This window comes from Pseudomonas sp. ENNP23, from assembly GCF_001728945.1.
In the GTDB taxonomy this organism is placed as follows: domain Bacteria; phylum Pseudomonadota; class Gammaproteobacteria; order Pseudomonadales; family Pseudomonadaceae; genus Metapseudomonas; species Metapseudomonas otitidis.
In genome coordinates, this window is record NZ_LYSP01000028.1 from 57,890 (window position 1) to 79,546 (window position 21,657).

20 protein-coding genes are annotated in these 21,657 nt (G+C 67.9%); 12 read left to right on the forward strand and 8 right to left on the reverse strand.

Annotated features, from left to right (window positions below; translation table 11 throughout):
* The first annotated feature begins 17 nt into the window (after positions 1 to 17).
* Both A9G05_RS16560 and greB read left to right on the forward strand, forming a co-directional pair.
* Positions 18 to 2,513, forward strand: coding sequence for an ABC transporter permease (locus tag A9G05_RS16560; protein ID WP_371850572.1), 2,496 nt, complete (start codon positions 18 to 20; stop codon positions 2,511 to 2,513).
* Between the two features lie 64 nt (positions 2,514 to 2,577).
* Positions 2,578 to 3,075 (forward strand): transcription elongation factor GreB, encoded by a 498-nt coding sequence (gene greB, locus A9G05_RS16565; RefSeq protein ID WP_044401512.1) that lies wholly within the window; start codon positions 2,578 to 2,580, stop codon positions 3,073 to 3,075.
* Position 3,076: 1 nt separating this feature from the next.
* Here the strand turns inward: greB and A9G05_RS16570 are convergent, their stop codons facing one another.
* Positions 3,077 to 3,385: a hypothetical protein gene (locus tag A9G05_RS16570; RefSeq protein WP_044401509.1), complete on the reverse strand. Its 309-nt coding sequence runs from the start codon at positions 3,383 to 3,385 to the stop codon at positions 3,077 to 3,079.
* Between the two features lie 227 nt (positions 3,386 to 3,612).
* Between A9G05_RS16570 and thpR the strand changes: the two genes are divergently transcribed.
* From thpR to A9G05_RS16595, 5 genes are all read left to right on the forward strand, one after another.
* Positions 3,613 to 4,158 (forward strand): RNA 2',3'-cyclic phosphodiesterase, encoded by a 546-nt coding sequence (gene thpR / locus A9G05_RS16575; protein WP_069562015.1) that lies wholly within the window; start codon positions 3,613 to 3,615, stop codon positions 4,156 to 4,158.
* 198 nt (positions 4,159 to 4,356) lie between these two features.
* A complete protein-coding gene (locus tag A9G05_RS16580; RefSeq protein ID WP_069562016.1) occupies positions 4,357 to 5,289 on the forward strand; it encodes a triacylglycerol lipase in 933 nt (310 codons plus the stop codon).
* A gap of 46 nt (positions 5,290 to 5,335) precedes the next feature.
* A complete protein-coding gene (locus A9G05_RS16585; RefSeq protein ID WP_069562017.1) occupies positions 5,336 to 6,370 on the forward strand; it encodes a lipase secretion chaperone in 1,035 nt (344 codons plus the stop codon).
* 385 nt (positions 6,371 to 6,755) lie between these two features.
* Positions 6,756 to 7,688, forward strand: a complete 933-nt coding sequence (locus A9G05_RS16590) for a triacylglycerol lipase (RefSeq protein WP_069562018.1) — start codon at positions 6,756 to 6,758, stop codon at positions 7,686 to 7,688.
* 47 nt (positions 7,689 to 7,735) lie between these two features.
* Complete coding sequence (locus A9G05_RS16595) at positions 7,736 to 8,767, forward strand: lipase secretion chaperone (protein WP_069562019.1); 1,032 nt, start codon at positions 7,736 to 7,738, stop codon at positions 8,765 to 8,767.
* A gap of 66 nt (positions 8,768 to 8,833) precedes the next feature.
* On the opposite strand, the gene A9G05_RS16600 is transcribed toward A9G05_RS16595, so the two are convergent.
* Positions 8,834 to 9,268 (reverse strand): DoxX family protein, encoded by a 435-nt coding sequence (locus A9G05_RS16600; protein WP_069562020.1) that lies wholly within the window; start codon positions 9,266 to 9,268, stop codon positions 8,834 to 8,836.
* 112 nt (positions 9,269 to 9,380) lie between these two features.
* Positions 9,381 to 10,796, reverse strand: a complete 1,416-nt coding sequence (locus A9G05_RS16605) for a transglycosylase SLT domain-containing protein (RefSeq protein WP_069562021.1) — start codon at positions 10,794 to 10,796, stop codon at positions 9,381 to 9,383.
* 238 nt (positions 10,797 to 11,034) lie between these two features.
* Here A9G05_RS16605 and A9G05_RS16610 point away from each other — a divergent pair, with 238 nt between their 5' ends.
* The 5 genes from A9G05_RS16610 to A9G05_RS16630 all read left to right on the forward strand — a co-directional run bounded on the left by A9G05_RS16610 (position 11,035) and on the right by A9G05_RS16630 (position 16,053).
* Entirely contained in the window at positions 11,035 to 11,841 is an 807-nt protein-coding gene (locus tag A9G05_RS16610; protein ID WP_069562022.1) for a TatD family hydrolase, read from the forward strand.
* Between the two features lie 108 nt (positions 11,842 to 11,949).
* The gene (locus A9G05_RS16615; RefSeq protein WP_069562023.1) at positions 11,950 to 13,431 is read left to right on the forward strand and encodes a methyl-accepting chemotaxis protein; all 1,482 of its coding nucleotides are present in this window, start codon (positions 11,950 to 11,952) and stop codon (positions 13,429 to 13,431) included.
* An 88-nt stretch (positions 13,432 to 13,519) separates the two neighbouring features.
* A complete protein-coding gene (locus tag A9G05_RS16620) occupies positions 13,520 to 13,876 on the forward strand; it encodes an Mpo1-like protein (RefSeq protein ID WP_069562024.1) in 357 nt (118 codons plus the stop codon).
* Between the two features lie 95 nt (positions 13,877 to 13,971).
* Positions 13,972 to 14,475, forward strand: a complete 504-nt coding sequence (locus A9G05_RS16625) for a molybdopterin-dependent oxidoreductase (protein WP_083265619.1) — start codon at positions 13,972 to 13,974, stop codon at positions 14,473 to 14,475.
* A 3-nt stretch (positions 14,476 to 14,478) separates the two neighbouring features.
* On the forward strand, positions 14,479 to 16,053 hold the full coding sequence (locus A9G05_RS16630) for a GGDEF domain-containing protein (RefSeq protein ID WP_069562025.1): 1,575 nt from the start codon (positions 14,479 to 14,481) through the stop codon (positions 16,051 to 16,053).
* A gap of 1 nt (position 16,054) precedes the next feature.
* Here A9G05_RS16630 and A9G05_RS16635 read toward each other — a convergent pair whose 3' ends face one another.
* The 5 genes from A9G05_RS16635 to A9G05_RS16655 form a co-directional block, all read right to left on the reverse strand.
* Complete coding sequence (locus A9G05_RS16635; protein WP_069562026.1) at positions 16,055 to 16,852, reverse strand: acyl-CoA thioesterase II; 798 nt, start codon at positions 16,850 to 16,852, stop codon at positions 16,055 to 16,057.
* Positions 16,853 to 16,971: 119 nt separating this feature from the next.
* Complete coding sequence (locus A9G05_RS16640; protein ID WP_069562027.1) at positions 16,972 to 17,733, reverse strand: CHAD domain-containing protein; 762 nt, start codon at positions 17,731 to 17,733, stop codon at positions 16,972 to 16,974.
* Positions 17,734 to 17,774: 41 nt separating this feature from the next.
* The gene (locus A9G05_RS16645) at positions 17,775 to 19,769 is read right to left on the reverse strand and encodes a DUF3488 and DUF4129 domain-containing transglutaminase family protein (RefSeq protein ID WP_069562028.1); all 1,995 of its coding nucleotides are present in this window, start codon (positions 19,767 to 19,769) and stop codon (positions 17,775 to 17,777) included.
* The gene (locus A9G05_RS16650) at positions 19,766 to 20,725 is read right to left on the reverse strand and encodes a DUF58 domain-containing protein (RefSeq protein ID WP_069562029.1); all 960 of its coding nucleotides are present in this window, start codon (positions 20,723 to 20,725) and stop codon (positions 19,766 to 19,768) included. The genes A9G05_RS16645 and A9G05_RS16650 overlap by 4 nt, the downstream gene beginning before the upstream one ends.
* Positions 20,725 to 21,642: a MoxR family ATPase gene (locus A9G05_RS16655; RefSeq protein ID WP_069562030.1), complete on the reverse strand. Its 918-nt coding sequence runs from the start codon at positions 21,640 to 21,642 to the stop codon at positions 20,725 to 20,727. The genes A9G05_RS16650 and A9G05_RS16655 overlap by 1 nt, the downstream gene beginning before the upstream one ends.
* Positions 21,643 to 21,657 lie beyond the last annotated feature (15 nt).

Genomic DNA, 21,657 nt, shown 5'->3' on the forward strand with positions numbered 1-21,657 from the left:
TGGCAATGAAGGGACGCCTGCCACTCTCGCGCCTGCTCGCGCTGGCCCTGCGCCAACTGCTACGGGACGCCCGCGCCGGCGAACTGCGCGTACTGTTCTTCGCCCTGCTGATCGCCGTGGCCGCCAGCAGCGCCATCGGCTACTTCGGCGCCCGCCTCAACGGCGCGATGTTGCTGCGCGCCACCGAATTCCTCGGCGCCGACCTGCTGCTCAGCGGCTCTTCACCCGCAGACGCCGAACAGGTGGAAGTCGGCACCCGCTTCGGCCTGCGCCATGCAAGTGCGGTGGAGTTCTCCAGCGTGATCGCCGGCGACAACGGCATCCAGCTCGCCAGCGTCAAGGCCGTGAACGACAGCTACCCCCTGCGCGGCGAACTGCGCAGCGCCGCCCAACCCTACGCTGAAGAGCAGGCCGGTGCCGGCCCCGCACCGGGTGAAGCCTGGGCCGAATCACGCCTGTTCACCGCCCTCGACATCAAACCCGGCGACAGCGTCGACGTCGGCCAGAAGACCCTGCGCCTGACCCGCGTACTCACCTACGAGCCCGACCGTGCCGGTGACTTCTACAGCCTCACCCCGCGCCTGATGATGAACCTGGCCGACCTCGACGCCACCGGCGTGGTGCAACCCGGCAGCCGGGTCCGCTACCGCGAACTGTGGAGCGGCCCGGCCGAAGCCCTGGCGCGCTACCGCGCCGCCCTTGAGCCCACCCTCGCCGCCAACCAGCGCATCGAAGATGCACGCGATGGCAACCGCCAGGTCGGCGGCGCCCTCTCCCGCGCCGAGCGCTACCTCAACCTCGCCAGCCTCGCCGCCGTGCTGCTCGCGGGTGTCGCGGTCGCCCTGTCCGCCGCCCGTTTCGCCGCCCGACGCTTCGACGCCAGCGCCCTGCTGCGCTGCCTCGGCCTGTCACGCCGCGAAGCGCTCACCCTGTATGCCCTGCAGCTCGCCATCCTGGGTCTGGCCGCCAGCCTCGTGGGTGCCCTGCTCGGCTGGCTTGCCCAACTGGGTCTGTTCCACCTGCTGCGGGAGCTGCTGCCAACGGACGTCCCGTCCGGCGGTTTCATTCCGGCCCTGGCGGGGATCGCCACCGGCCTGGTGGCCCTCGCCGGTTTCGCCCTGCCGCCCCTGGCCGCACTCGGCCGCGTACCGCCACTGCGGGTGCTGCGCCGCGACCTGCTCCCCGTACCGCCCAGCGCCTGGCTGGTATACGGCGCCGCCATCCTCGCCCTCGGGCTGATCATGTGGCGCCTGAGCCTGGACCTGAAACTGACCCTTGCCTTGCTCGGCGGCGGGCTGCTCGCCACCCTGCTGCTGGGTGGGCTGATGCTGCTGGGGCTCAATGCCCTGCGCCGGGCACTCGCCCGCGCCGCCCTGCCCTGGCGCCTCGGTCTGGGCCAGTTGCTGCGCCACCCGCTGGCCGCCGCCGGCCAGTCACTCGCCTTCGGCCTGATCCTGCTGGCCATGGCCCTGGTCGCCCTGCTGCGTGGCGAACTGCTGGACACCTGGCAGGACCAACTGCCGGAAAACGCCCCGAACTACTTCGTCCTCAACGTCCTGCCCGCCGACAAGGACACCTTCGACCAGCGCATCCAGGCCCTCTCTCCCCAAGCCGCGCCACTTTACCCGGTGATCCCGGGGCGCCTGACCCGCATCAACGGTCAGCCCGCCAACGAACACGCGACCGAAGACTCCCAGGGTGAGCGCGCCCTGCAGCGCGATCTCAGCCTCACCTGGTCCGCCGACCTGCCGCCGGGCAACAGCCTCAGCGCCGGCCAGTGGTGGAACGAGGCAGCGCCCGGGGACCTGCCCGGCGTCTCGGTGGAAGCCAAGCTCGCCACCAACCTCGGCCTCAAATTGGGCGACCGCCTCAGCTTCGTGGTCGGAGGCATGGAGCGGGAAGTGCGCATTACCAGCCTGCGCACCGTCGACTGGGACAATTTCCAGCCCAACTTCTTCATGATCTTCGCGCCCGGCTCCCTGGCCGACCTGCCCACCACCTACCTCACCAGCTTTTACCTGCCGCCAGGCCACGACCGGGAACTGGTGCAGTTGGCACGGGACTTCCCGGCCGTCACCCTGCTGGAGGTGGAAGCCATCCTCAAGCAGCTGCGCAGCATCCTCGCCCAGGTGACGGTGGCGGTGGAGTTCGTCCTGCTGTTCGTGCTCGCCGCGGGCCTGGCGGTACTCTTCGCCGGCCTGCAGTCCACACTCGACGAGCGCCTGCGCCAGGGCGCACTGCTGCGGGCCCTGGGGGCCGAGCGGCGCCTGCTGCAACAGGCCCGACGTCGCGAGTTCGCCCTGCTCGGCGCCTGCAGCGGCCTGCTCGCGGCGCTGGGCTGCGAACTGGTCAGCGCCCTCCTATATACCTACGCCTTCAACCTGGACTGGAAACCGCACCCCTGGCTGCTGCTCCTGCCGGTCATCGGCGCCCTGCTGGTAGGCAGCGCGGGCCTGCTGGGCACGCGCCGCGCCCTGACTGCCAGCCCGCTTCAGGTCCTGCGCGAAGGCTGACCCTGCCGTGGCCGCCGAGCCCTTGCTAGACTCGGCGGCCCGTTCCCGGAGACACCTCTACCCCATGAGCCGCTACCGCCCCCCTCGTACCGCCGGCACCCCGCTGATCACCCCGGAAGGCGAAGCCCGCCTGCGCGCCGAACTGCATGAGCTCTGGCACGTGCGCCGGCCCAAGGTGACCCAGGCCGTCAGCGAGGCCGCCGCCCAGGGCGACCGCTCCGAGAACGCCGAATACACCTACGGCAAGAAGATGCTGCGGGAGATCGACAGCCGTGTGCGCTTCCTCACCAAGCGCCTGGAAAACCTCAAGGTGGTACGCGAGCGCCCGGCGGACCCGGGCAAGGTGTACTTCGGTGCCTGGGTCACCCTGGAAGACGAGGACGGCGAACAGGCCCGCTACCGGATCGTCGGGCCGGACGAGCTGGACCTGAAGCAGAACCTCATCAGCATCGATTCGCCATTGGCCCGCGCCCTGGTGGGCAAGCCGCTGGATGCCGAGGTCCGGGTCAACACGCCCACCGGCGAGAAGACCTGGTACCTGGTGGAGATCGAGTACCCCTGAATCAGCGGCGGGTGATCAGCCCCTGGCGGGCGACCCGGACCAGCTCGTGCACCAGCTCCTCAAGGTCCTCGGCGCAAGGCGCCTGGACCACCGCCATGTCGAAACTGTCCCGGGCGTAGCGCTGCATGGCCTGGGCGTCGAGGGCGAACTGGATGAGCAGGTTGCGCGAGCCGTTCCAGCGCTTAGGCCAGCCGTCGAGGTAACGCAGCAACTTGGGCTGGTTGGCACCGCTGAGCAGGATGCGCGGATTGCGCGGCGCGGGGCCGGTGGTGATGGGGGTCAGGCGGATCTGAGGTTGCGGACAGGTCATGTTGTCGTGTCTCTGCCTCGTTGTTGCCGCTGGGCAGCGGTGGAGGCGACACCGAACCAGCGCTTTAGCAGTATTTTTCGAGGGGTGTACCCTGCCGCGCCCTGCAAGTAGCTGTCTTAAATCGGCGCATGGGGCGAAATCCTAGAGAAGGCCCCGCGACACTGTCAAGACGACTCTTGCCAACCCCTAGGAAGATTCCGAACACCCCCCTTCCGACAAGGATCGCCATGCCAACACCGTCTCTGCGCCTGTTCTTCGCCCTCCCGCTGCCCGGCTCCATCGCCTCGGCCATGGCCAACTGGCGCGACACCCTCGATTGCGGCGGCCAGCCGGTGGCCGTCACCAACCTGCACCTCACCCTCGCCTTCCTCGGCAGCCAGCCGAGTGAGCGCCTTGATGACCTTTTCGCGCTGGCGGACGGCATCCGGGCCGATGCCTTCCCCCTCCACCTGGACCGGTTGGGCCTCTGGCAGCAAGGGCTGCTGCACCTGGCGCCCAGCCAACCGCCCGCAGCCCTGCGAGACCTGGCCGCGACCCTCGTCGAGCGCCTGGACGCCGCCGGCTTCCCCCAGGAACGCCGCGCCTACCGCCCTCACGTCACCCTGGCCCGGCGGGCTCGCAGGCTTCCTGAGGGCGCACCCCAAACCTTCGATTGGGTCGCCGACCGCTTCACCCTTTTTTCCTCGGAAAATCAGGAAGACCGCCTCCACTACCGCGCCGTGCACAGTTGGCCGTTACGGGCAGACGACTCGAACGCGCGTTTCACTCAGTAACAGGGAAACGGCTCGCACCGTTGGGTGAACGGCTGTAAACAACAGCGAAACGCCCGCCCCAGAAGGCACGGGCACCTGCGGCCCGCTCTGGCATGGAATCTGCCACGGGCTCCACGCCGATGTGCGCCCCCGGGACGGGGCGCGAAGTAGCAGGGACGCACTCCACACAGCCTGTTCCACCACCCACGAGAGCACCCGATGAACAACAACAAGATCCTGCTCGCGCTCACCCTGGGAGTCGGCTTGGCCGCCTCCGGTGAATCACTGGCCGCCAACGGCTACACCCAGACCCGTTATCCCATCGTGCTGGCCCACGGCATGCTGGGCTTCGACAGTATCCTCGGCGTCGACTACTGGTACGGCATCCCCTCTGCCCTGCGGCGTGACGGGGCCAGTGTGTACATCACCGAGGTGAGTCAACTGAACACCTCTGAAGCGCGTGGCGAAGAACTGCTGGAACAGGTGGAAGAGATCGTCGCCATCAGCGGCAAACCCAAAGTCAACCTCATCGGCCACAGCCACGGCGGCCCCACCATCCGCTACGTCGCCGGCGTACGCCCCGACCTGATCGCCTCCGCCACCAGCGTCGGCGGCCCGCACAAGGGCTCTGCCACCGCTGACTTCCTGCGCCAGATCCCCCCAGGCTCTGCCGGTGAAGCGGTTGTGGCGGGCATCGTCAACGGCCTCGGCAGCCTCATCAATTTCCTTTCGGGCAGCCGCAGCACCCAGCCGCAGAACGCACTCGGCTCCCTGGAGTCGCTCAACAGCCAGGGCGCTGCCCGCTTCAACGCCAAGTTCCCCCAGGGCATCCCCACCACCGCCTGCGGCGAAGGCGCCTACCAGGTCAATGGCGTGCGCTACTACTCCTGGAGCGGCACCAGCCCGATGACCAACCTGCTGGACATCAGCGACGGCCTGCTGGCCGCCACCGCCCTGACCTTCAAGGGCGAAGCCACCGACGGCCTGGTCGGTCGCTGCAGCTCCCACCTGGGCAAGGTGGTGCGCGACAACTACCGCATGAACCACCTGGACGAGGTCAACCAGACCTTCGGCCTCGTGAGCCTGTTCGAGACCGACCCCGTCACCGTCTACCGGCAGCATGCCAACCGCCTGAAGAACGACGGACTGTGACCCAACGGGCAGGGCCTGCCGGCCCTGCCCCCTGCTCGAGGTGCCCGTGAAGAAACTCCTGCTGTCCCTGCCCCTGCTGTTCGCCGGCTGCCTCGCCGCCCTGCTCTACATCGACACCGGCCAGGCCCGACGTGCCACGCCCACCGCCACCGCAACAGCCCCGCTGGCCAACGTCCCAGCATCAGCTCCCAAAACGGCCGCCAACCACGCCGCCCCATCCCTGCCCCCGCGCGTCGCTGCCCTGCCGCCCTCCTTCGCCGGTACCACGGTGGATGGCCGTCTGCAGGTGGACGCCGCCGGCAATCTGGTGATCGAAGAAGGCGTGCGCCGGCTGTTCGACTACTTCCTCGCCGCCATGGGCGAGGAGCCCCTGGCCACCACCGTGCAGCGCCTGCGCGACTACATCGGCAGCCAACTGCAGGAGCCCGCCCGCCAACAGGCCCTCACCCTGCTGGAGCACTACCTGGACTACAAGCGCCAACTGGCCGAACTGGAGCGCGACCTGCCCCGCCAGGCCGACCTCGCAGCATTGCGCCAGCGAGAAGACGCTGTAGCCGCCCTGCGCGCCCGTCTTTTCAGCCAGGAAGCCCACCGGGCGTTCTTCGCCCAGGAAGAGGCGTACAACCGCTTCACCCTTGATCGCCTCGCCATCCGCCATGACGCCAGCCTCAACGACGACGCCAAGGCCCAGGCCGTGGATCGCCTGCGGCAGTCACTGCCCGAAGAGCTGCAGGACGCCGTCCTGCCCCAGCTCCAGGCCGAGCTGCGGGCGGAAACCAGCCGCCTTCAAGCCGAAGGCGCCACCCCGGCAGACATTCGCCGCATGCGCCAGCAGTTGGTCGGCGCGGAAGCCACCCAGCGGCTGGAGGAACTGGACGGCCGCCGTCAAGGCTGGAATCGCCGCATCGCCGCCTTCCAGGCGGAGAAGACCCGTATAGAAGCCAACGCCGGACTCAGTGACGCCGACAAGCACCAGGCCATCCAGCGTCTGGCTGAAGAGCGCTTCGACGAGCGCGAGCGCCTGCGCCTGAACGCCGCCATGGAGCTGGCCAGCCGGAAAGTCGACAAGGCGATCCAGTAGTCTCCAGTTCCCTTCAGCGTGGGCACCTGCGCCCACGTCACGCCGCATACCAGAACCCTGGGCACCTCGGTGCTCAGGCCTTCCGCTCCCACACGTTCACGACCGCCAGATAGACGTCCATCGAGCCCCTGTGAACAGCCTCCTTGAGAACTATTCCCAATCACCTCGGCAAAGTCCTACAGGATTTAATAGGCGCGTCGTTCAAGCCGCCAAGTTAACGACGCGCATACTCTCCCCGCTCCAGGCTGTAGCACCGCCAAGACGCTGCTACAGCCGATTTCGCCTTTCACGAAGAGCCCCAACTGCCCTGAGCGTTCCACGGACGAGACGCCACCTTGCGGGAAGCGTCACGTCCTCATCCATCAACCGCAAGAGCAAGCACTTCATGACGAAACGCAAACTTTTCCTGACCCTCAGCCTCGGTGCCGGCCTGCTCGCCTCCGCCCAGTCCTTTGCCGCCACTGGCTACACCCAGACCCGTTACCCCATCGTCCTGGCCCACGGCATGTTCGGCTTCGACAGCATCCTCGGGGTGGACTACTGGTACCGCATTCCCTCTGCGCTAAGGCGCCACGGAGCCACCGTCTACGTGACCGAAGTCAGCCAACTGAACTCCACCGAGGCCCGGGGCGAGGAGCTGCTGGAGCAGGTGGAAGAGATCGTCGCCATCAGCGGCAAACCCAAGGTCAACCTCATCGGCCACAGCCACGGTGGTCCGACCGCCCGCTACGTGGCCGGCATCCGCCCCAACCTGGTGGCTTCGGTGACCAGCATCGGCAGCCCCCACAAGGGCTCCGCCACCGCCGACTTCATCCGCAGTATTCCCCGTGATTCCCCCGGCGAAGCCTTCATCGCCAACATCGCCAACGCCCTCGGCAAGGTGATCAACGTCCTGTCCGGCAGCTCCAGCCAGCTGCCGCAGGACGTGCTCGCCGGACTGGAGTCGCTGACGACCGTCTCCTCTGCCCAGTTCAACGGGCGATTCCCAGCAGGCGTCCCGACCACCGCCTGTGGTGAGGGTGCCTATGTCGTCAAAGGCATTCGCTACTACTCCTGGAGTGGATCAAGGACTCTCACAAACCCGCTCGACATCAGCGACCCCCTGCTGTTCGCCACCTCGCTGCCCTTCAAGGGCAAGGACAACGACGGTCTGGTCGGTCGCTGCAGCTCGCACCTGGGCAAGGTCGTGCGCGACAACTACCGCATGAACCACCTGGACCAGGTCAACCACCTCCTCGGACTCGTCAACCTGTTCGAAACGCCTCCCGTCAGCGTCTTCCGCCAACACGCCAACCGTCTGAAGAACGACGGGCTGTGACCCAACGGGTGGAGCCTCCGGGCTCCACCCACTCATCCGAGGTAATCGTGAAAAAGCGCCTGCTATTGATCCCGCTGCTGTTCGCCGGCGGCCTTGCCATGTTCCTCGACCGGAGCGAACAGCAGGAGCCTCCAGCCACACGCAGCCTGCCCCCTGCATCCCCTCTGCCACTGCAACCTGCCAAGGCTGCATCGCCCGCACCGTCAGTCACGCCCACTCTCCCGAATGCCATTGCCCCCCTCCCGCCGTCCTTCGCAGGCACGGAGGTGGATGGCAATCTGCGCGTGGATGCTGCCGGTAACCTGGTGATCGAAGAAGGCATACGCCTGTTGTTCGACTACTTCCTCTCCGCGATGGGCGAAGAACCTCTGCCCATCACCGTGAAGCGACTGCGCGACTACATCACCAGCCAGTTGCAGGAACCTGCTCGCCAGCAGGCACTGACCCTGCTGGAGCAATACCTGGACTACAAGCTGCAGTTGGTGAGCCTGGAGCGCGACCTGCCACGTCAGTCCGACCTTGCGAGCCTGCGTCAGCGCGAAGACGCCGTCAGCGCCTTGCGCGCCCGCATCTTCAGCCCTGAAGCCCACCGGGCGTTCTTCGGCCAGGAAGAGGCCTATAACCGTTTCACGCTGGATCGCCTGGCCATCCGTCACGATGCAAACCTCGATGACGCGGCCAAGGCTGCTGCCGTGGATCAGCTTCGCCAGTCCCTGCCCGAAGACCTGCAGGACACACTCCTGCCCCAACTACAAGCTGAATTGCGGACCGAGACCAGCCGTTTGCGGGCCGAAGGTGCCAGCGCCGCGGACATACGCCGCATGCGCCAGCAACTGGTAGGTGCCGAAGCGACCCAGCGCCTGGAGGAACTGGACGGCCGCCGACAAGGCTGGAACCGCCGTATTGCAGCATTCCAGGAAGAGAAGCGCCGTATCGAAGCCAACGCCGGTCTCAGCGAAGCGGACAAGGCGCACGCCCTTCGCAACCTGGCCGAAGAACGCTTCGACGAACGCGAGCGTCTGCGCCTGGAGGCTGCCCTGGAACTGGCCGACCGCCGTGCGAAACAGGCAGGCCAGTAAGCGCCCATGAAAAAACCCGAGGCGGTGACCCGCCTCGGGTTTCCTCATATTCGGGTGAGGGATGAATCACTGCCCCAGCTTGCGATCCAGCGAATAACGCCCGGCCCCCTCGATCAACAGGGTCGCAGCGATCAGGCCCAGGATCATTGCGTACTCATAGCCACCGTTGGTGATGAAAAAGCCGCTGGCCCAATGCACGCTGAAGGTTGCTACCACCATCGCCACGATCAGCGACAGCGCCGCCGGGCGCACCAGCAGGCCGATCACCAGGGCCAGACCGCCAAAGAACTCGGCGCTGCCCGCCATCAGGGCCATCAGGTAGCCCGGAGCCAGGCCGATGCTTTCCATCCACTGGCCGGTGCCGGCCAGGCCGTAGCCTCCGAACAGGCCGAAGAGCTTTTGCGAACCGTGGGCCATGAAGGTCAGGCCGGTGACGATGCGAAGCAGGGTGATGCCGATACCGGCGTTGGTGGAGAAGAGGCGCTTGAGGGCGTTCGACATGGTGGCTGTTCCTTTCGTTGTGAAGCGTTGTGGGTTCAGGTGGACGCCATCCTATCCGAATTTATCGATTGTAAAATCGCAAAAAACCCCTAAAAGAAATCGACAAAATCGATTATTTGCGCCCACGACTGGCAACGCGAACCTGCTTCTCCAGGTCATCACGCTCCCGGGCGTAGGCCAGGTAGTACTTGTTGACTGCACTCACATAACTCACCACGCCCATGCCCAGTTGCTCGGCGGCAACGCGCTCGACCTGAAAGAACCACTGGTTGGGATTGAGCCCCCGCCTGCGGGCCTCGGCGCGCAGGCTCTGGACTCGCTGCGGGCCTACGTTGTAAGCCGCCAGCACGAAGGCCATGCGCTCGCGCTCGTTGAGCTGGGCGCTGCTGAAGAAGCCCTTGCGCAACTTGGCCATGTAGCGGGCCGAGGCCTGCACGTTCTTGTCCAGCACATGGATATCGCCCACCCCCACCGAGCGCGCGGCCGCCGGGGTGATCTGCATCAGTCCGGTCGCCCCGCTGGCGCCCCGCGCACCGGGGTTGAGGCTGGACTCCTTATAGGCCACGGCAGCGAGGCTCAGCCAATCCAGAGCGTGCTCGGCGGCGAAGCGCTGCAACACCGGGCGGACCTTCTCCAACCGCTGGCGATCCGCCCGGGCCAGCGGGTAGCGCACCTTGTAGAGGCGCCGGTACACGCGCTGGAAGGTGGCATCCTGATCCGCCGGCGCCTTGTAGGTCGCCAGGAAGCGGTCGATGCTGGCCCGCAGCATCGGCGCATCGCGGCGCACGTACCAGGTCATGTCGCGCTGGTTATCCAGCACCAGGTGGCGGTCGATACGCAGCTTGGGCAGCACCTTGGCCCAGCGCTCGGCAATGGGTTGCTCCACCACTGTCATCGAATAGATGCCGGCCTGGACCATCTCCAGCACGTCTTCCACCGCCAGGCTCGGGTCCACCCACTCGATGGCAATGGGTGCCAGGTGGCGCTGGGCGAGCTGCCGGTTCACCTTGCGCACCGCCTCCGCCGCACCACTGCCGGCGGGCAGGGTCACCACCCGCCCCGCCAATTGCTCCAGGCCTTGGAAACGCCGGTCGCCAGTGCGCGCCACCAGCACCAGCGGCACATGCTCACGCACCGGCGCACTGGCACTGACGTCCGAGGTCGCGCGGGGATCAAGGAGTTCGCCGGGGGCGACCAGATCGCCCTCCCCGCGCAACAACGCGGCGGCGAGCTGGTCCTTGGGGCGGGGAATGATGCGCACCTCAAGCGAGCGCCCATCACGGTTGAGGAACTGTTCGAAGGCGCGGATGCGGTGGTACTCGACGCCAATGGCCTGGCCCTTCACTTCACCGGAGCTGTTGCGGCTCTGGTTGACCAGCACCTTGAGCACCCCGGTCCGGCGGATCTGCGCCAGGTCGCGGGCCTCGCTCGGCTGCTGCCAGTTCTCCGGCGGGCCGGCCAGGCGCGCCACTGCCGGGAACGGCAGAAGAGCCAGCAGGCACACGAGCAGCGGCAGGATTCGCGTCATCTGATCTCCGGACCCGTAGGCCCGCACCATGCGAACCCGAGCGACTGAGAACGCCATGCCCGCGGGGGAGTTCCCTGGGACCAGCGAGGGGCGCGGAGAGTGTCACAGCCCGCCGTGCATTGCCAGCCATCGGCGGTCGCCCTGCCGACGAACCCGCATAACCCCACGTAAATATTGGCTTTTTCGACTGATCGGGCGCTTGCTATCCTGCCCCGCTCGCATCAGAGAGGTAGGAAAGATGCAACTCATCGACATCGGCGTCAATCTGACCCACCCGAGCTTCGCCACCGAGTGCGAAGCCCTTCTGGAGCGCGCCACCGCGGCCGGCGTGGTGCAGATGGTGCTCACCGGCACCAGCGAGAAGGAAAGCGAAGCCGCTCTGGCACTGGCTCGCCGGCTCGACCCCGAGCGGCAACGGCTATTCAGCACGGCGGGGGTCCACCCCCACGATGCCAGCCACTGGAACGCCGATACCGCTCGTCGCCTGAAAGCACTGCTGAGCGAACCGGACGTGCGCGCCGTAGGCGAGTGCGGCCTGGACTTCAACCGCGACTTCTCCCCCCGCCCACAGCAGGAGAAGGCCCTCGAAGAACAGTTGGCGCTGGCCGTGGAACTGGGCAAGCCGGTGTTCCTCCACGAGCGCGAGGCGGACGAGCGCCTGCTGGCGATCCTCCGTCCGTTCCGCGACCAATTGCCCGCCGCCGTGGTGCATTGCTTCACCGGCGAGCAGCGCACGTTGTACGCCTACCTGGACCTCGACCTGCACATCGGCATCACCGGCTGGATCTGCGATGAGCGCCGTGGCACCCACCTGCATCCGCTGGTGCGGGACATCCCCATCGGTCGGTTGATGCTGGAAAGTGATGCGCCCTACCTAATGCCTCGCAGTTTGCGGCCGAAACCCAAGCATGGGCGCAATGAACCGGCCTTCCTCACGGAAGTCCTGCGGGAAGTCGCGCTGCACCGGGGTGAGTCGCAGGAGCAGCTCGCCTCACACAGCACGGCATGCGCTCGTCAGTTCTTTGGGCTGCCGGATATCGCCTAACCTCTTCGTGCGAAAGTGCGAATTGATAAGGATCAAGTTTCGCGTCAGAGTGCTGCGAAACAATGCTGGCACCTTGCCAACAGCCATACCGAGAAGAAGAACGATCCCATGGGCAAATGGATTCGCGACCTGTCACTGAAGTACAAGTTCTGGGCCGTCAACGCGGTGGCATTCGCCACCACCCTCCTGTTGGTCTTGCATGCCCTGTCACTGGAGCAGGACGCTCGCCATCAGGCTGCCCGTGAGGCGGCGCAATCCCGGGCACAGTTGCTCAAGGCCTGGCCGAGCGGCCAGGCACTGCCCGGCAGTGGGGATGTCGTGGTCTTCGCCAGTGGCAGCAGCCCCGAGGTGCGCGGGGTCGACGTCTCCGCGCTGGCCCGCGCCAATGGCTGGGTCGACCTGCCTCATGACAACCTTTTCGGCAGTACACCGGTCATCGGCGCCCAGGTGCAGGACGCCGGCCAGGGCCAGCGTGTCGCCGTGCTGGCCCGCGGGCCGAGCTTCATCGAGGTGTTCGCCAACCGCACCCTCAACTACGCCGTCACCGTGTTCCTGCTGATGATCGTGCTGCTGGCTTCCTCGCAGCTGCTGATCCGCTTCCTGCTCAGCCACCTCAACACCCTCAAGGACGTGATGCTCCACGTCGAGAAGAGCGGCGACCTCTCCGCCCGCGTCCCACTGGACAGCCGTGACGAAGTGGGCCAGATGGCCAGCGCCTTCAACGCCATGCAAGCGGGCTTCCAACGCGTGGTGGGCACCGTTGCCCAGGTCACCGCCCGCCTCGACGAAGGCGCCGCCCGCCTCGCCGGCAGCATGGGCGAGGTCCGCCAGGGCATGCTCGGCCAGCAGAGCGAGACCGACCAGGCCGCCACCGCCATCAATGAGATGTCCGCCACCGTCCACCACATCGCCCAGCATGCCGCCGACACCCGCGACCAGTCGCGCACCGCCGACCAGTTGGCTGGCAACGGCCAGCAGGTGGTCAGCCGGGTGGGCGAGTCCATCGCCGGACTGTCCAGCGGTGTGCAGCAGACCGCCGAGATGATCGGTCGCCTCGCCGAGGACAGCCAGAAGATCAGCAGCGTGGTCAGCGTCATCCACGGCATTGCCGAACAGACCAACCTGCTGGCGCTCAACGCCGCCATCGAGGCCGCCCGCGCCGGGGAAATGGGCCGCGGCTTCGCCGTGGTGGCCGACGAGGTGCGCAACCTCGCCCGCCGCGTGCAGGACTCCACCGACGAGATCACCTCCATGATCAACGCCCTGCAGTCCGGCACCCGGGACGCCGTGGAGTTCATGCAGGAGAGCTCCTACAAGGCCGACAACTGCGTGCAGCAGGCCCACGAAGCCGGCGAAGCCCTGGCCGCCATCGCCGGGGCCGTGGCGCAGATGCGTGAGAGCAACACCCAGATCGCCGTCGCCGCCGAGCAGCAGAGCCAGGTGGCCGAGGAAATGACCCGCGCCGTGGTGCGCATCCGCGACGTCACCGAACTCACCGTCGGCCAGACCGTCGGCTCCGCCGCCACCAGCAACGAGCTGGCCGAGCTGGCCAGCGAGCTGTCCCGCGCCATTCGCCAGCTCAAGCTGTAGCCGCTTCTATCCCCCCCATAGAGAAGACCCATTCGCCGGCCCCCTCGGGGCCGGCCTAGACTGCCCGCCATCCCAGGAGGATTCGCACATGGGCAAACGTCATCCCGATCTTCACCGCTGGCAATGGCGCACCTATGCCAGGAACCACCGCAATCCCACCAACCTCGTGCTGCACCTGATCGCCGTGCCGCTGTTCATCGTCTCGGTGCTGGTGATCCTTACCGGCCTGTTCGACCTGGCCTGGCTTCCCATGGCGCTGGGTGTCATCGGCATACTCGCCTCCCTTGCCCTGCAGGGCCACGGCCACCGTCTGGAGCACGAGATGCCGGAGCCCTTCGAGGGGCGACGCGATGCCGTCGGGCGCATCCTCATGGAACAGTTCGTGACCTTCCCGCGCTTTCTCTTCAGTGGCGGCTGGTGGCGCAACTGGCGGAACCGCTCCTGAACAGCCGGCAAAGCGCCATCACGTTTCGTCGGATTCCCTCAAGCCTGTCACCGTGCTGACGATATGCTGGCACCACAAGGCCCGAGGACAGTCGCATGCCGTTAAAGCGACGTTTTTTTGTCACCATTTTCCTGACGTTACTGGCCTGCTCCTGGGTCCGGGCGGATGAGGCCGCCTACCCACTGGACCTGCCAGCCCTGAGGGTGCATAGCCCTGGTCAGCCAGTCCGTACCTTCACCCTGCGCACCCTGCAGAGCATGCCCGCCGCCACCGTCACCGCCCGCGGCCCAGCCGATGATCGCGTCTCCGAGTGGCGCGGCGTGCCCCTGGCCTATCTGCTGCGCCAACTGCATGTGAGCCCACCGGCCGACGCCCAGTTGCGCATGCGCGCACTGAACGACTACTCGGTGATCATCCCCGCCAGCGACATCAGCCGCTATTCCCCGGTCATTGCCTACCAGCGTGACGGGCAGCCGATGCCGGTGGAATCCTTCGGCCCGCTGTTCCTCATGTACCCGTTCGGCCAGCACCACGAACTGCGGACCCAGAAGTACTACAACCGCGCCATCTGGCAACTCAGCGAGATCTTCATCGAGTAAGCCATGTCCGAGCGCTTGTCCGACAATACCGCCTATATCGCCCGCCAGCGGATGGTCATGCTTGTTCTGTTGGCGCTGCTGGCCGGCATGGCGATGGTGGTGGCCGGCTGCCTGTGGATGGTGATCCGCGAGGCCCGGCAATTGGGCCATCCGACCTCCCACGGTGAACTGTGGCAGGCCTACCAGATCCGCAACGCCATGAGCCGCCTCGTCGAGGAGGCTCATACCCTGGAAAGCGGTGGCAGCAGCCCCTCGGCCTTCACCGTGCGCCTGGGCGTATTGCGCAGTCTGACCCGCAACCTCTCCGACCACCCGATGTTCGCCCACCTGCCTCAACCCCGAGCGGACGTGGACGCCACCCTGCGCCAAGTGGAACAGTTCAGCCTCCGCTGGCTGCAACGCGCCAGCTGGGACGACCACGACACGGCCAGGCAACTGGCCGGCGAAGTGATCCATGAACTGCCACACCTGCAACTCGCCATGCACGAGGTGATGGTGGCCGCCAACATTTCCCTGGCCAACGAGCTGGACAGCGAACGCCAGCACCTCTACCGCTATTTCCAGAACCTGGCCTGGGCCCTGTGCGGCCTGCTCGGCGGCGGCGCCCTGCTGATGCTGCAACTGGTGCGCAACTACCGGCGCGAACGGCGATTGGCCGAACGCCTGGGCGAACTGAACCAGAGCCTGGAGGCACGGGTGGACGCCCGTACTCGCGAACTGAGCCAGGGCCGTGAGTTGCTACGGGACATCCTCGAAGCCAGCCCCAGCGACGTCGTCCTCATCGGCACCCTCTCCGGCAGGGTTCACTTCGTCACCCAGCGCCTGCTTCGGCGCCACGCCTGGGCACGGGCGCGCCGGGTCACCTTCGAGCAACTGTTCACCGACGCCGAGGAAGCCCAGCGCTTTCGTGCCGCCCTCGAATCCCGTGGCGAGCTGGACGACTGGGAAGCCCGGCTCGGCCGCCAGCGCCCCTACTGGGGCGTCATCTCCGGGCGCCTGGTGGAAATGGACGGCGAGCCGGCCTACCTGGTGTGGAGCTACGACATCACCCCGCGCAAGCGGCTCGAACAGGAGCTGCTGATCCTGGCCACCACCGACGCCCTCACCGGCCTCGGCAACCGTCGCGCCTTCATGCAGCGTGCCGGCGACCTGCTGCGCCAGCAGGACCGCTTTGGCCATCCCTGTTGCCTGCTGATGATGGACCTGGACCACTTCAAGGCCGTCAACGACCAGCATGGCCACAGCGCCGGCGACGAAGCCCTGCGGGCCGCGGCACGGGCGATGACCGCCACCCTGCGGGAAGTGGATGTGCTGGGCCGACTGGGTGGCGAGGAATTTGCCGCGCTGTTGCCGGAGGCCACCCTGGAGACGGCCCGGCATGTGGCCGAGCGCCTGAGGGGCGAGATCGAGGACCAGTGCATGACCCTGCCCGAAGGCCAGGCCCTGCGCATCACCGTCAGCCTGGGCCTGGCCCAGTTGCGCCCTGGCGAAAGCCTGGAAAGCCTGCTGGGGCGCGCCGACAAGGCCCTCTACGCCGCCAAGCTCGCCGGTCGCAACCGCGTCGAGCAGGCGGTCTGACTCATCCGAATACCGCCACCGTCTGCCGGCTCAGCGCCACCAGCTCACCTGCTGGCGTCCAGAGCCGCGCGGAGATGTGCCCGTAGCCATCCCGCGCGTGGTCGATCTCGGCGCGGTACAGGCACCAGTCCAGGGTGCTCAGGGCCGGTGCCGGCTGCACGAACTCGATGGTCCAGGTCAGCGAACTGCCCGGTGCCGGCGAACGCAGGTGCGGCAGCACCGCCGGCGGCCAGGCGTCCACCAGGGCCAGCAGCAGCGCCTCGTCCACCGGAGCCTCCTCCACCTCCCCACGCAACCTCACCCAGCCGCCCATTTCACGGCTGGGGTTGTTGGTGAACGGCATGCCGCCGATGCCCCAGCGCATCGCCAGGTAACGGGTGAACTCGGGGGTCACGCCGCGCAGGTAGGGCAGTTCCTGGCAGGCATCGGGGGCCTCGATCACGGGGGCCGGCTCGCCCTCCACGACGATCGCCGACTCCCGCGCGGCGCCGAAGCTGCCCTGCACCACCGCCACCGTCTGCTCGCCCTGGCGCACCCGACAGAACATCTGGCTCACCGCCTTGCCCTCGCGCAGCACCTCCGCCTCGAAGCGGGCCGGCACCTCGGCCTCCATTGGGCCGACGAAGGTGATCGCCAGGGAACGCACCGGCCGTCCGGGCTGCGCCTTGTCACGCATGGCGCCATAGGCCAGCGCCGCCACCAGGCCGCCAAAGCTCGCACGGCCCTGGGCCCAGCGAGCGGGCACGGTCACGTTCAGCGGGTCGTTCTGGACCGCCTGCATCAATTCGAAGAAGGTCATCGGGATCTCATCCACAGCTCCAGGATGAGGCGATGGTAGGGGAAGCCCCCACCCCCCGGAAGCCGAACTTCAAGCGAGTCCCGACAACCCGGAGGGGATAAACGCCAGGGGGCTGCACATCAGCCCAGGCGCGCCTGCAGCTTTTCCAGCACCCGGTCGGACCGCAACTCGGCAGCATGCAGGGCGGTGCTCCAGGCACGGGTACGCGGTGCCAGGTCAGGCTCGCGCTCGGCGGTGGCCAGCCACTGCAGGCGGTCGTGCCATTTGCCCAGGGCGTCCTGGGCACCTTTGAGCAAGCGCCGGATGCGCTCCGGCACCTCCACCACGCCGGGATAGGCATCGGCGCCATAACGTGCGCGCTTGATGAGCAAACGCAGGGCATGGCGATCGTGGGCCGGATCAGCCAGAGCCTGCTCCAGGCGGGCCCAGTCCTTCAGCAGGCGCTTGCGGATACGTGTGCGCGGCCGTTCCAGCAAGCCTTCCCGGGCCGACAGGCGCAGCAGTTGCGGCCAGGCGTCGAGCACCTTGAACAGCCGCTCCAGCGCCGGGGCCTGGAGCACCTCGCGGCAGCCCTGGCGCAGGCGCAGGCGGCGGGGCTCGGCCAGGCGCTCGTGGCGGTGGCTGGCCAGCTCGGCGATCAGCACCTCCAGATCCCGCAGCGGCGTGGTGATCCGCCCCAGTTCCCGGGCCGCCTCGATCAGCACATCGGCCACCGGCAGCCCACGCAACGGACGCAGCAGGCTGCGCAGACGCCGCAGGTTGATGCGCAAGTCGTGCAAGGCCTCGTCGTCGGTGGCGGCCTCCAGGCGGGCACGGGCAGAGATGAGCTGGATTTCGAGTTTCAGAACCTGGGCGATCAGGTCGTCGAGCATGGCGGACATGGCAGGTGTTCCTTCGGCGGAGCGCCCCGGCAAGGCCCGGGTCAACGCTCCTGTCGAGTCAGGCGCCAAGGCAAGGCCCGGCGCAGGTTGTTCAGCGTGCGCCGCAGGTCGGCCGGCGCTTCAGGGGCGCCAGCATAGCGCAGCGCCTCAAAGCGGCGGGCGAATTCATCGATCAGCCGCGCCTGCTGCGGCAGGGCCAGGGCGGCACGGGCGGCGAAATCACGCGGGCCCTCGGCGGCGCGACGCACCAGCCCGTGGCGGGCCAGTACCCGTTCGAAGGCCTGATGCAGGCGTACCTGCGGGTCCCGCTCGCGACGCCAGGGCTTGAACATCCACAGCGCCACCAGGGCCACCAGAAAGGCTGCCGTGCCCACCAGCAGCAGGGCGAAGGTGCGCGCATCCAACTGGCCGAACCAGCGTTGCAGCACCTGGGCCTGGGTCTCGCCCTGGTAGCCCAGCACCCAGCGCTGCCAGCCGTAGTTCACCCGGTCCCAGGCCAGGCGTACCTGGTTGATCCAGCCGATGTCGCGGTAACGCAGGGGCGAGAATGGCGAGTCCTGCAGGAAGCTCTGCTCCTGGGCCACGGCCTGCTCCAGCCCGCTCTCGATGCGCTCCGGTGCCACCTGGAAGGTGGGATCGACACGGGTCCAGCCGGCCGCGGGCGTCCAGTACTCGACCCAGGCATGGGCGTCGAACTGGTGCACCAGCACGTAGTTGCCGGCGGGGTTGATCTCGCCACCCTGGTAGCCGGCCACCACCCGCGCGGGAATGCCGGCAGCACGCAGGACGAAGGTCATGGCGCCAGCGTAGTGGGCGCAGAAGCCACGGCGGCTGTCGAACAGGAAGGCGTCCACCGTATCCCGCTCGGCCAGCGGCGGGCGCAGGGTGTAGACGAACGGCTCCTGGTTGAAGTGCCGCAGCAACGTCTGCACCAGGGCATCCGGCTCGGTGTACCGGGCCTTCAATTGCTCGGCCCAGGCCCGTGTGCGCAGATCACCTTCGCGGGGCAGTTGCAGGTTGCGCCGACGCACTGCGTCCGCCAGCTGCGGGTCGCGCACCGCCTGGGGCCAGGAGGTGACGCTGTAGAGCAGCGAGCGCTCCACCGGCAGGCGCCGCTGCAGGTGGAAGTCGACCATCTGGCGGGTGTCTTCGGCGCGGGTCTCGGCCACGTCCAGGCCGAACAGCCAGGGCTTGCCGCTGGGCTCCATCACCACGCTGTAGGTGAGTGCGGGGCCCTGCTTCGCCCATTGCGCCGGCGCCTGCACCTGGCTCGCCGGGGACTGGGACCAGCGCCGCCCGTCGAAGCGCTCCAGGGTCAGCGCGCGCCAGTAGAGTTCGCGCCGGGGTGGCGGGTCGCCCTCGAAGCTGGCGCGGAAGGCCAGGGCGCCGGACTGGCTCAGCTCGGCGATGTCACCGGGCGCCATGTCGTCGGAGAGCCCGGTCACACCCTTGTCGCTGGGCAACGGCAGGGACCACAGCGGCCCCATGCGCGGGAAGAACAGGAACAGCACCAGCATCAGCGGCAGCGCCTGCAGCAACAGGGTGCCGGCCAGCTTCAGGGTGGCCGTCGGGCGCTGGGCGAAGCCGCTCTGCTGCAGGCCGATCAGCGCCGCCAGCAAGGCCGTCACCGGCAGCAGGCTGTAGAGCCCGGCGAGCATCCCGTCGTCGAACAGGTAGGCCACCACCACGGTGAAGAAGCCGAGGAAGATCAGCACCAGCGCATCGCGCCGGGTGCGCATCTCCACCAGCTTGAGGATGAAGGCCGCCACCAGCAGCACCGCGCCGGCATCCAGGCCGATCAGGCTGCCCCGGGACAGCACCACGCCGGCAGCGGCCACCAGCATCATCAGGATCTTCGCCAGGGCATTGGGGTAGCGCGCGCGCATGCGGAAGATCTGCACCCGCCAGGCCGCGCAGACCACCCAGAGGCCGATGATCCACACCGGCAGGTGCACCAGGTGCGGGACGATCACCAGTACCTGCGCCACCAGCAGCCAGGTCAGGGCAATGCGCGGAATCGGCTGCTCCACGCTCATGGCGCCACCCCGTAGAGCGCCAGGGCGCGCAGGCAGGCGTCGCGGTGGGGCTCGCCGACATCGGCCGGCAGCTCCAGGCCCCCCAGGCGCAGGCCGAAGGGCTGGCCGCGCTCGGTGAAGGTCAGCACCCAATGGCAGAGCAGCGAGAGGCGGCTCTCCAGGTCACCGTCCAGCCCGGCGAGGTCGAGCCACAGGTCCGCTCCGGAGAGGGCGGCGAAGTCCTTGATGAACAGGCCCTGCCCCCGGGAGTAGGCCTTCCAGTGCAGGCGCCGGCGGGAGTCACCCGGCTGGTAGGGCCGCAGGCCCTGGAAGTCGTCGGCACCGCGCCCGTCCACGCGCACGCCCTCCTCCTCCGCATCGGCACGCCCACCGGCGGCCAGGGGCAGGTCGCCGGGCAAGGGGCGCGGGTATACCAGCGCGGCCTGGTCGAGGTCGACCCAGCTCCAGGCCACCAGCAGGCCGAGGGGAAAGCGGCTCTCCACCCGCAGGCGACCGGGCCGCAGCCAGCCACGCTGGAGCGCAGGCAGGTTCAGCTCGCAGTCGGTGGCCCCGCTGGCCGGCACGTCCTGCAGTTGCAGCGGTTCGGGCGGCCAGCCCAGGGCGATGGCCTCGTGGGCATGGCGGCGGCTCTCCAGGCGCACCTTGAAGCGCGCCTGCTCGCCGGCGAAAACCGCCGGGGCGCCGGCCGCCCGCAGCACCAGCCCGGAGAGGTTCCGGTAGGTGTGGAGGATGGCAAGGATGAACACCGAGGCCAGCAGAAAGGTCAGCCCGTAGGCCAGGCTGTTCTGGTAGTTGATGGCCGCCAGCAGCATCAGCACCAGCGCACCGCCGAAGGCTGCGCCGGTACGGGTGGGGATGATGAAGATGCGTTTCTGGTCCAGGCGCAGTTCGTGGGCCGGGGGGATGCGCCGGGCCAGCCAGCGGTCCCAGCGCGGCCGCAGGATGCCGCCGGCCATCAGAGTGCCGGGACTTCGCGCAGCAGCCACTGCACCAGCGTGCCGCCACCGTGGCCGGTGGGGTCGGCTCGCTCGCGCAGGCGGTGGCCGGCCACCGAGGGCAGCACCGCCTGCACGTCCTCGGGGATCACGTAGTCGCGCCCCGCCAGCAGTGCCCAGGCCCGCGCCGCACTCAGCAGCGCCAGGCTGCCCCGTGGCGAGAGGCCGAGGGCGAACTGCGGGTGAGTGCGGGTGGCCTCCACCAGGCGCAGCACGTAGTCCACCAGAGCATCGCTGGCGCGCACGAGGGGCACCTCGTCCTGCAGCGCGGCCAGGGCCGCGTGGTCCAGCACCGCTTCCATGCGCGGCAGCAGGTTGCGCCGGGCCTCGCCCAGCAGCAGTGCTTTCTCCGCCGCCCGGGCCGGGTAGCCGAGGGACAGGCGCATGAGGAAGCGGTCCAACTGGGATTCCGGCAGGGCAAAGGTGCCACCCTGGCTCACCGGGTTCTGGGTGGCGATGACGAAGAAGGGATCGGGCAGCGGCCGGGTGGCGCCCTCGATGGTCACCTGCCCCTCTTCCATGGCCTCCAGCAGGGCGCTCTGGCTCTTGGGGGTGGCGCGGTTGATCTCGTCGGCCAGTACCAGCTCGGCGAACACCGGGCCGGGGTGGAAGACGAACTGGCCGGTGTCCTTGTCGAACACCGAGGTGCCGAGGATGTCGCCGGGCAGCAGGTCGGAGGTGAACTGGATGCGCTGGAAGCTCAGCCCCAGCACCTTGGCCAGGGTGTGGCTGAGGGTGGTCTTGCCCATGCCGGGCAGGTCTTCTATCAGCAGGTGCCCCCGCGCCAGCAGGCAGGTGAGGGCCAGGCGGACCTGCACCTCCTTGCCCAGCAGGACCTGGTTGATGGCGTCGAGGCAGGCATCCAGTCGGGTTCGCATATCAGGCTCCATGAA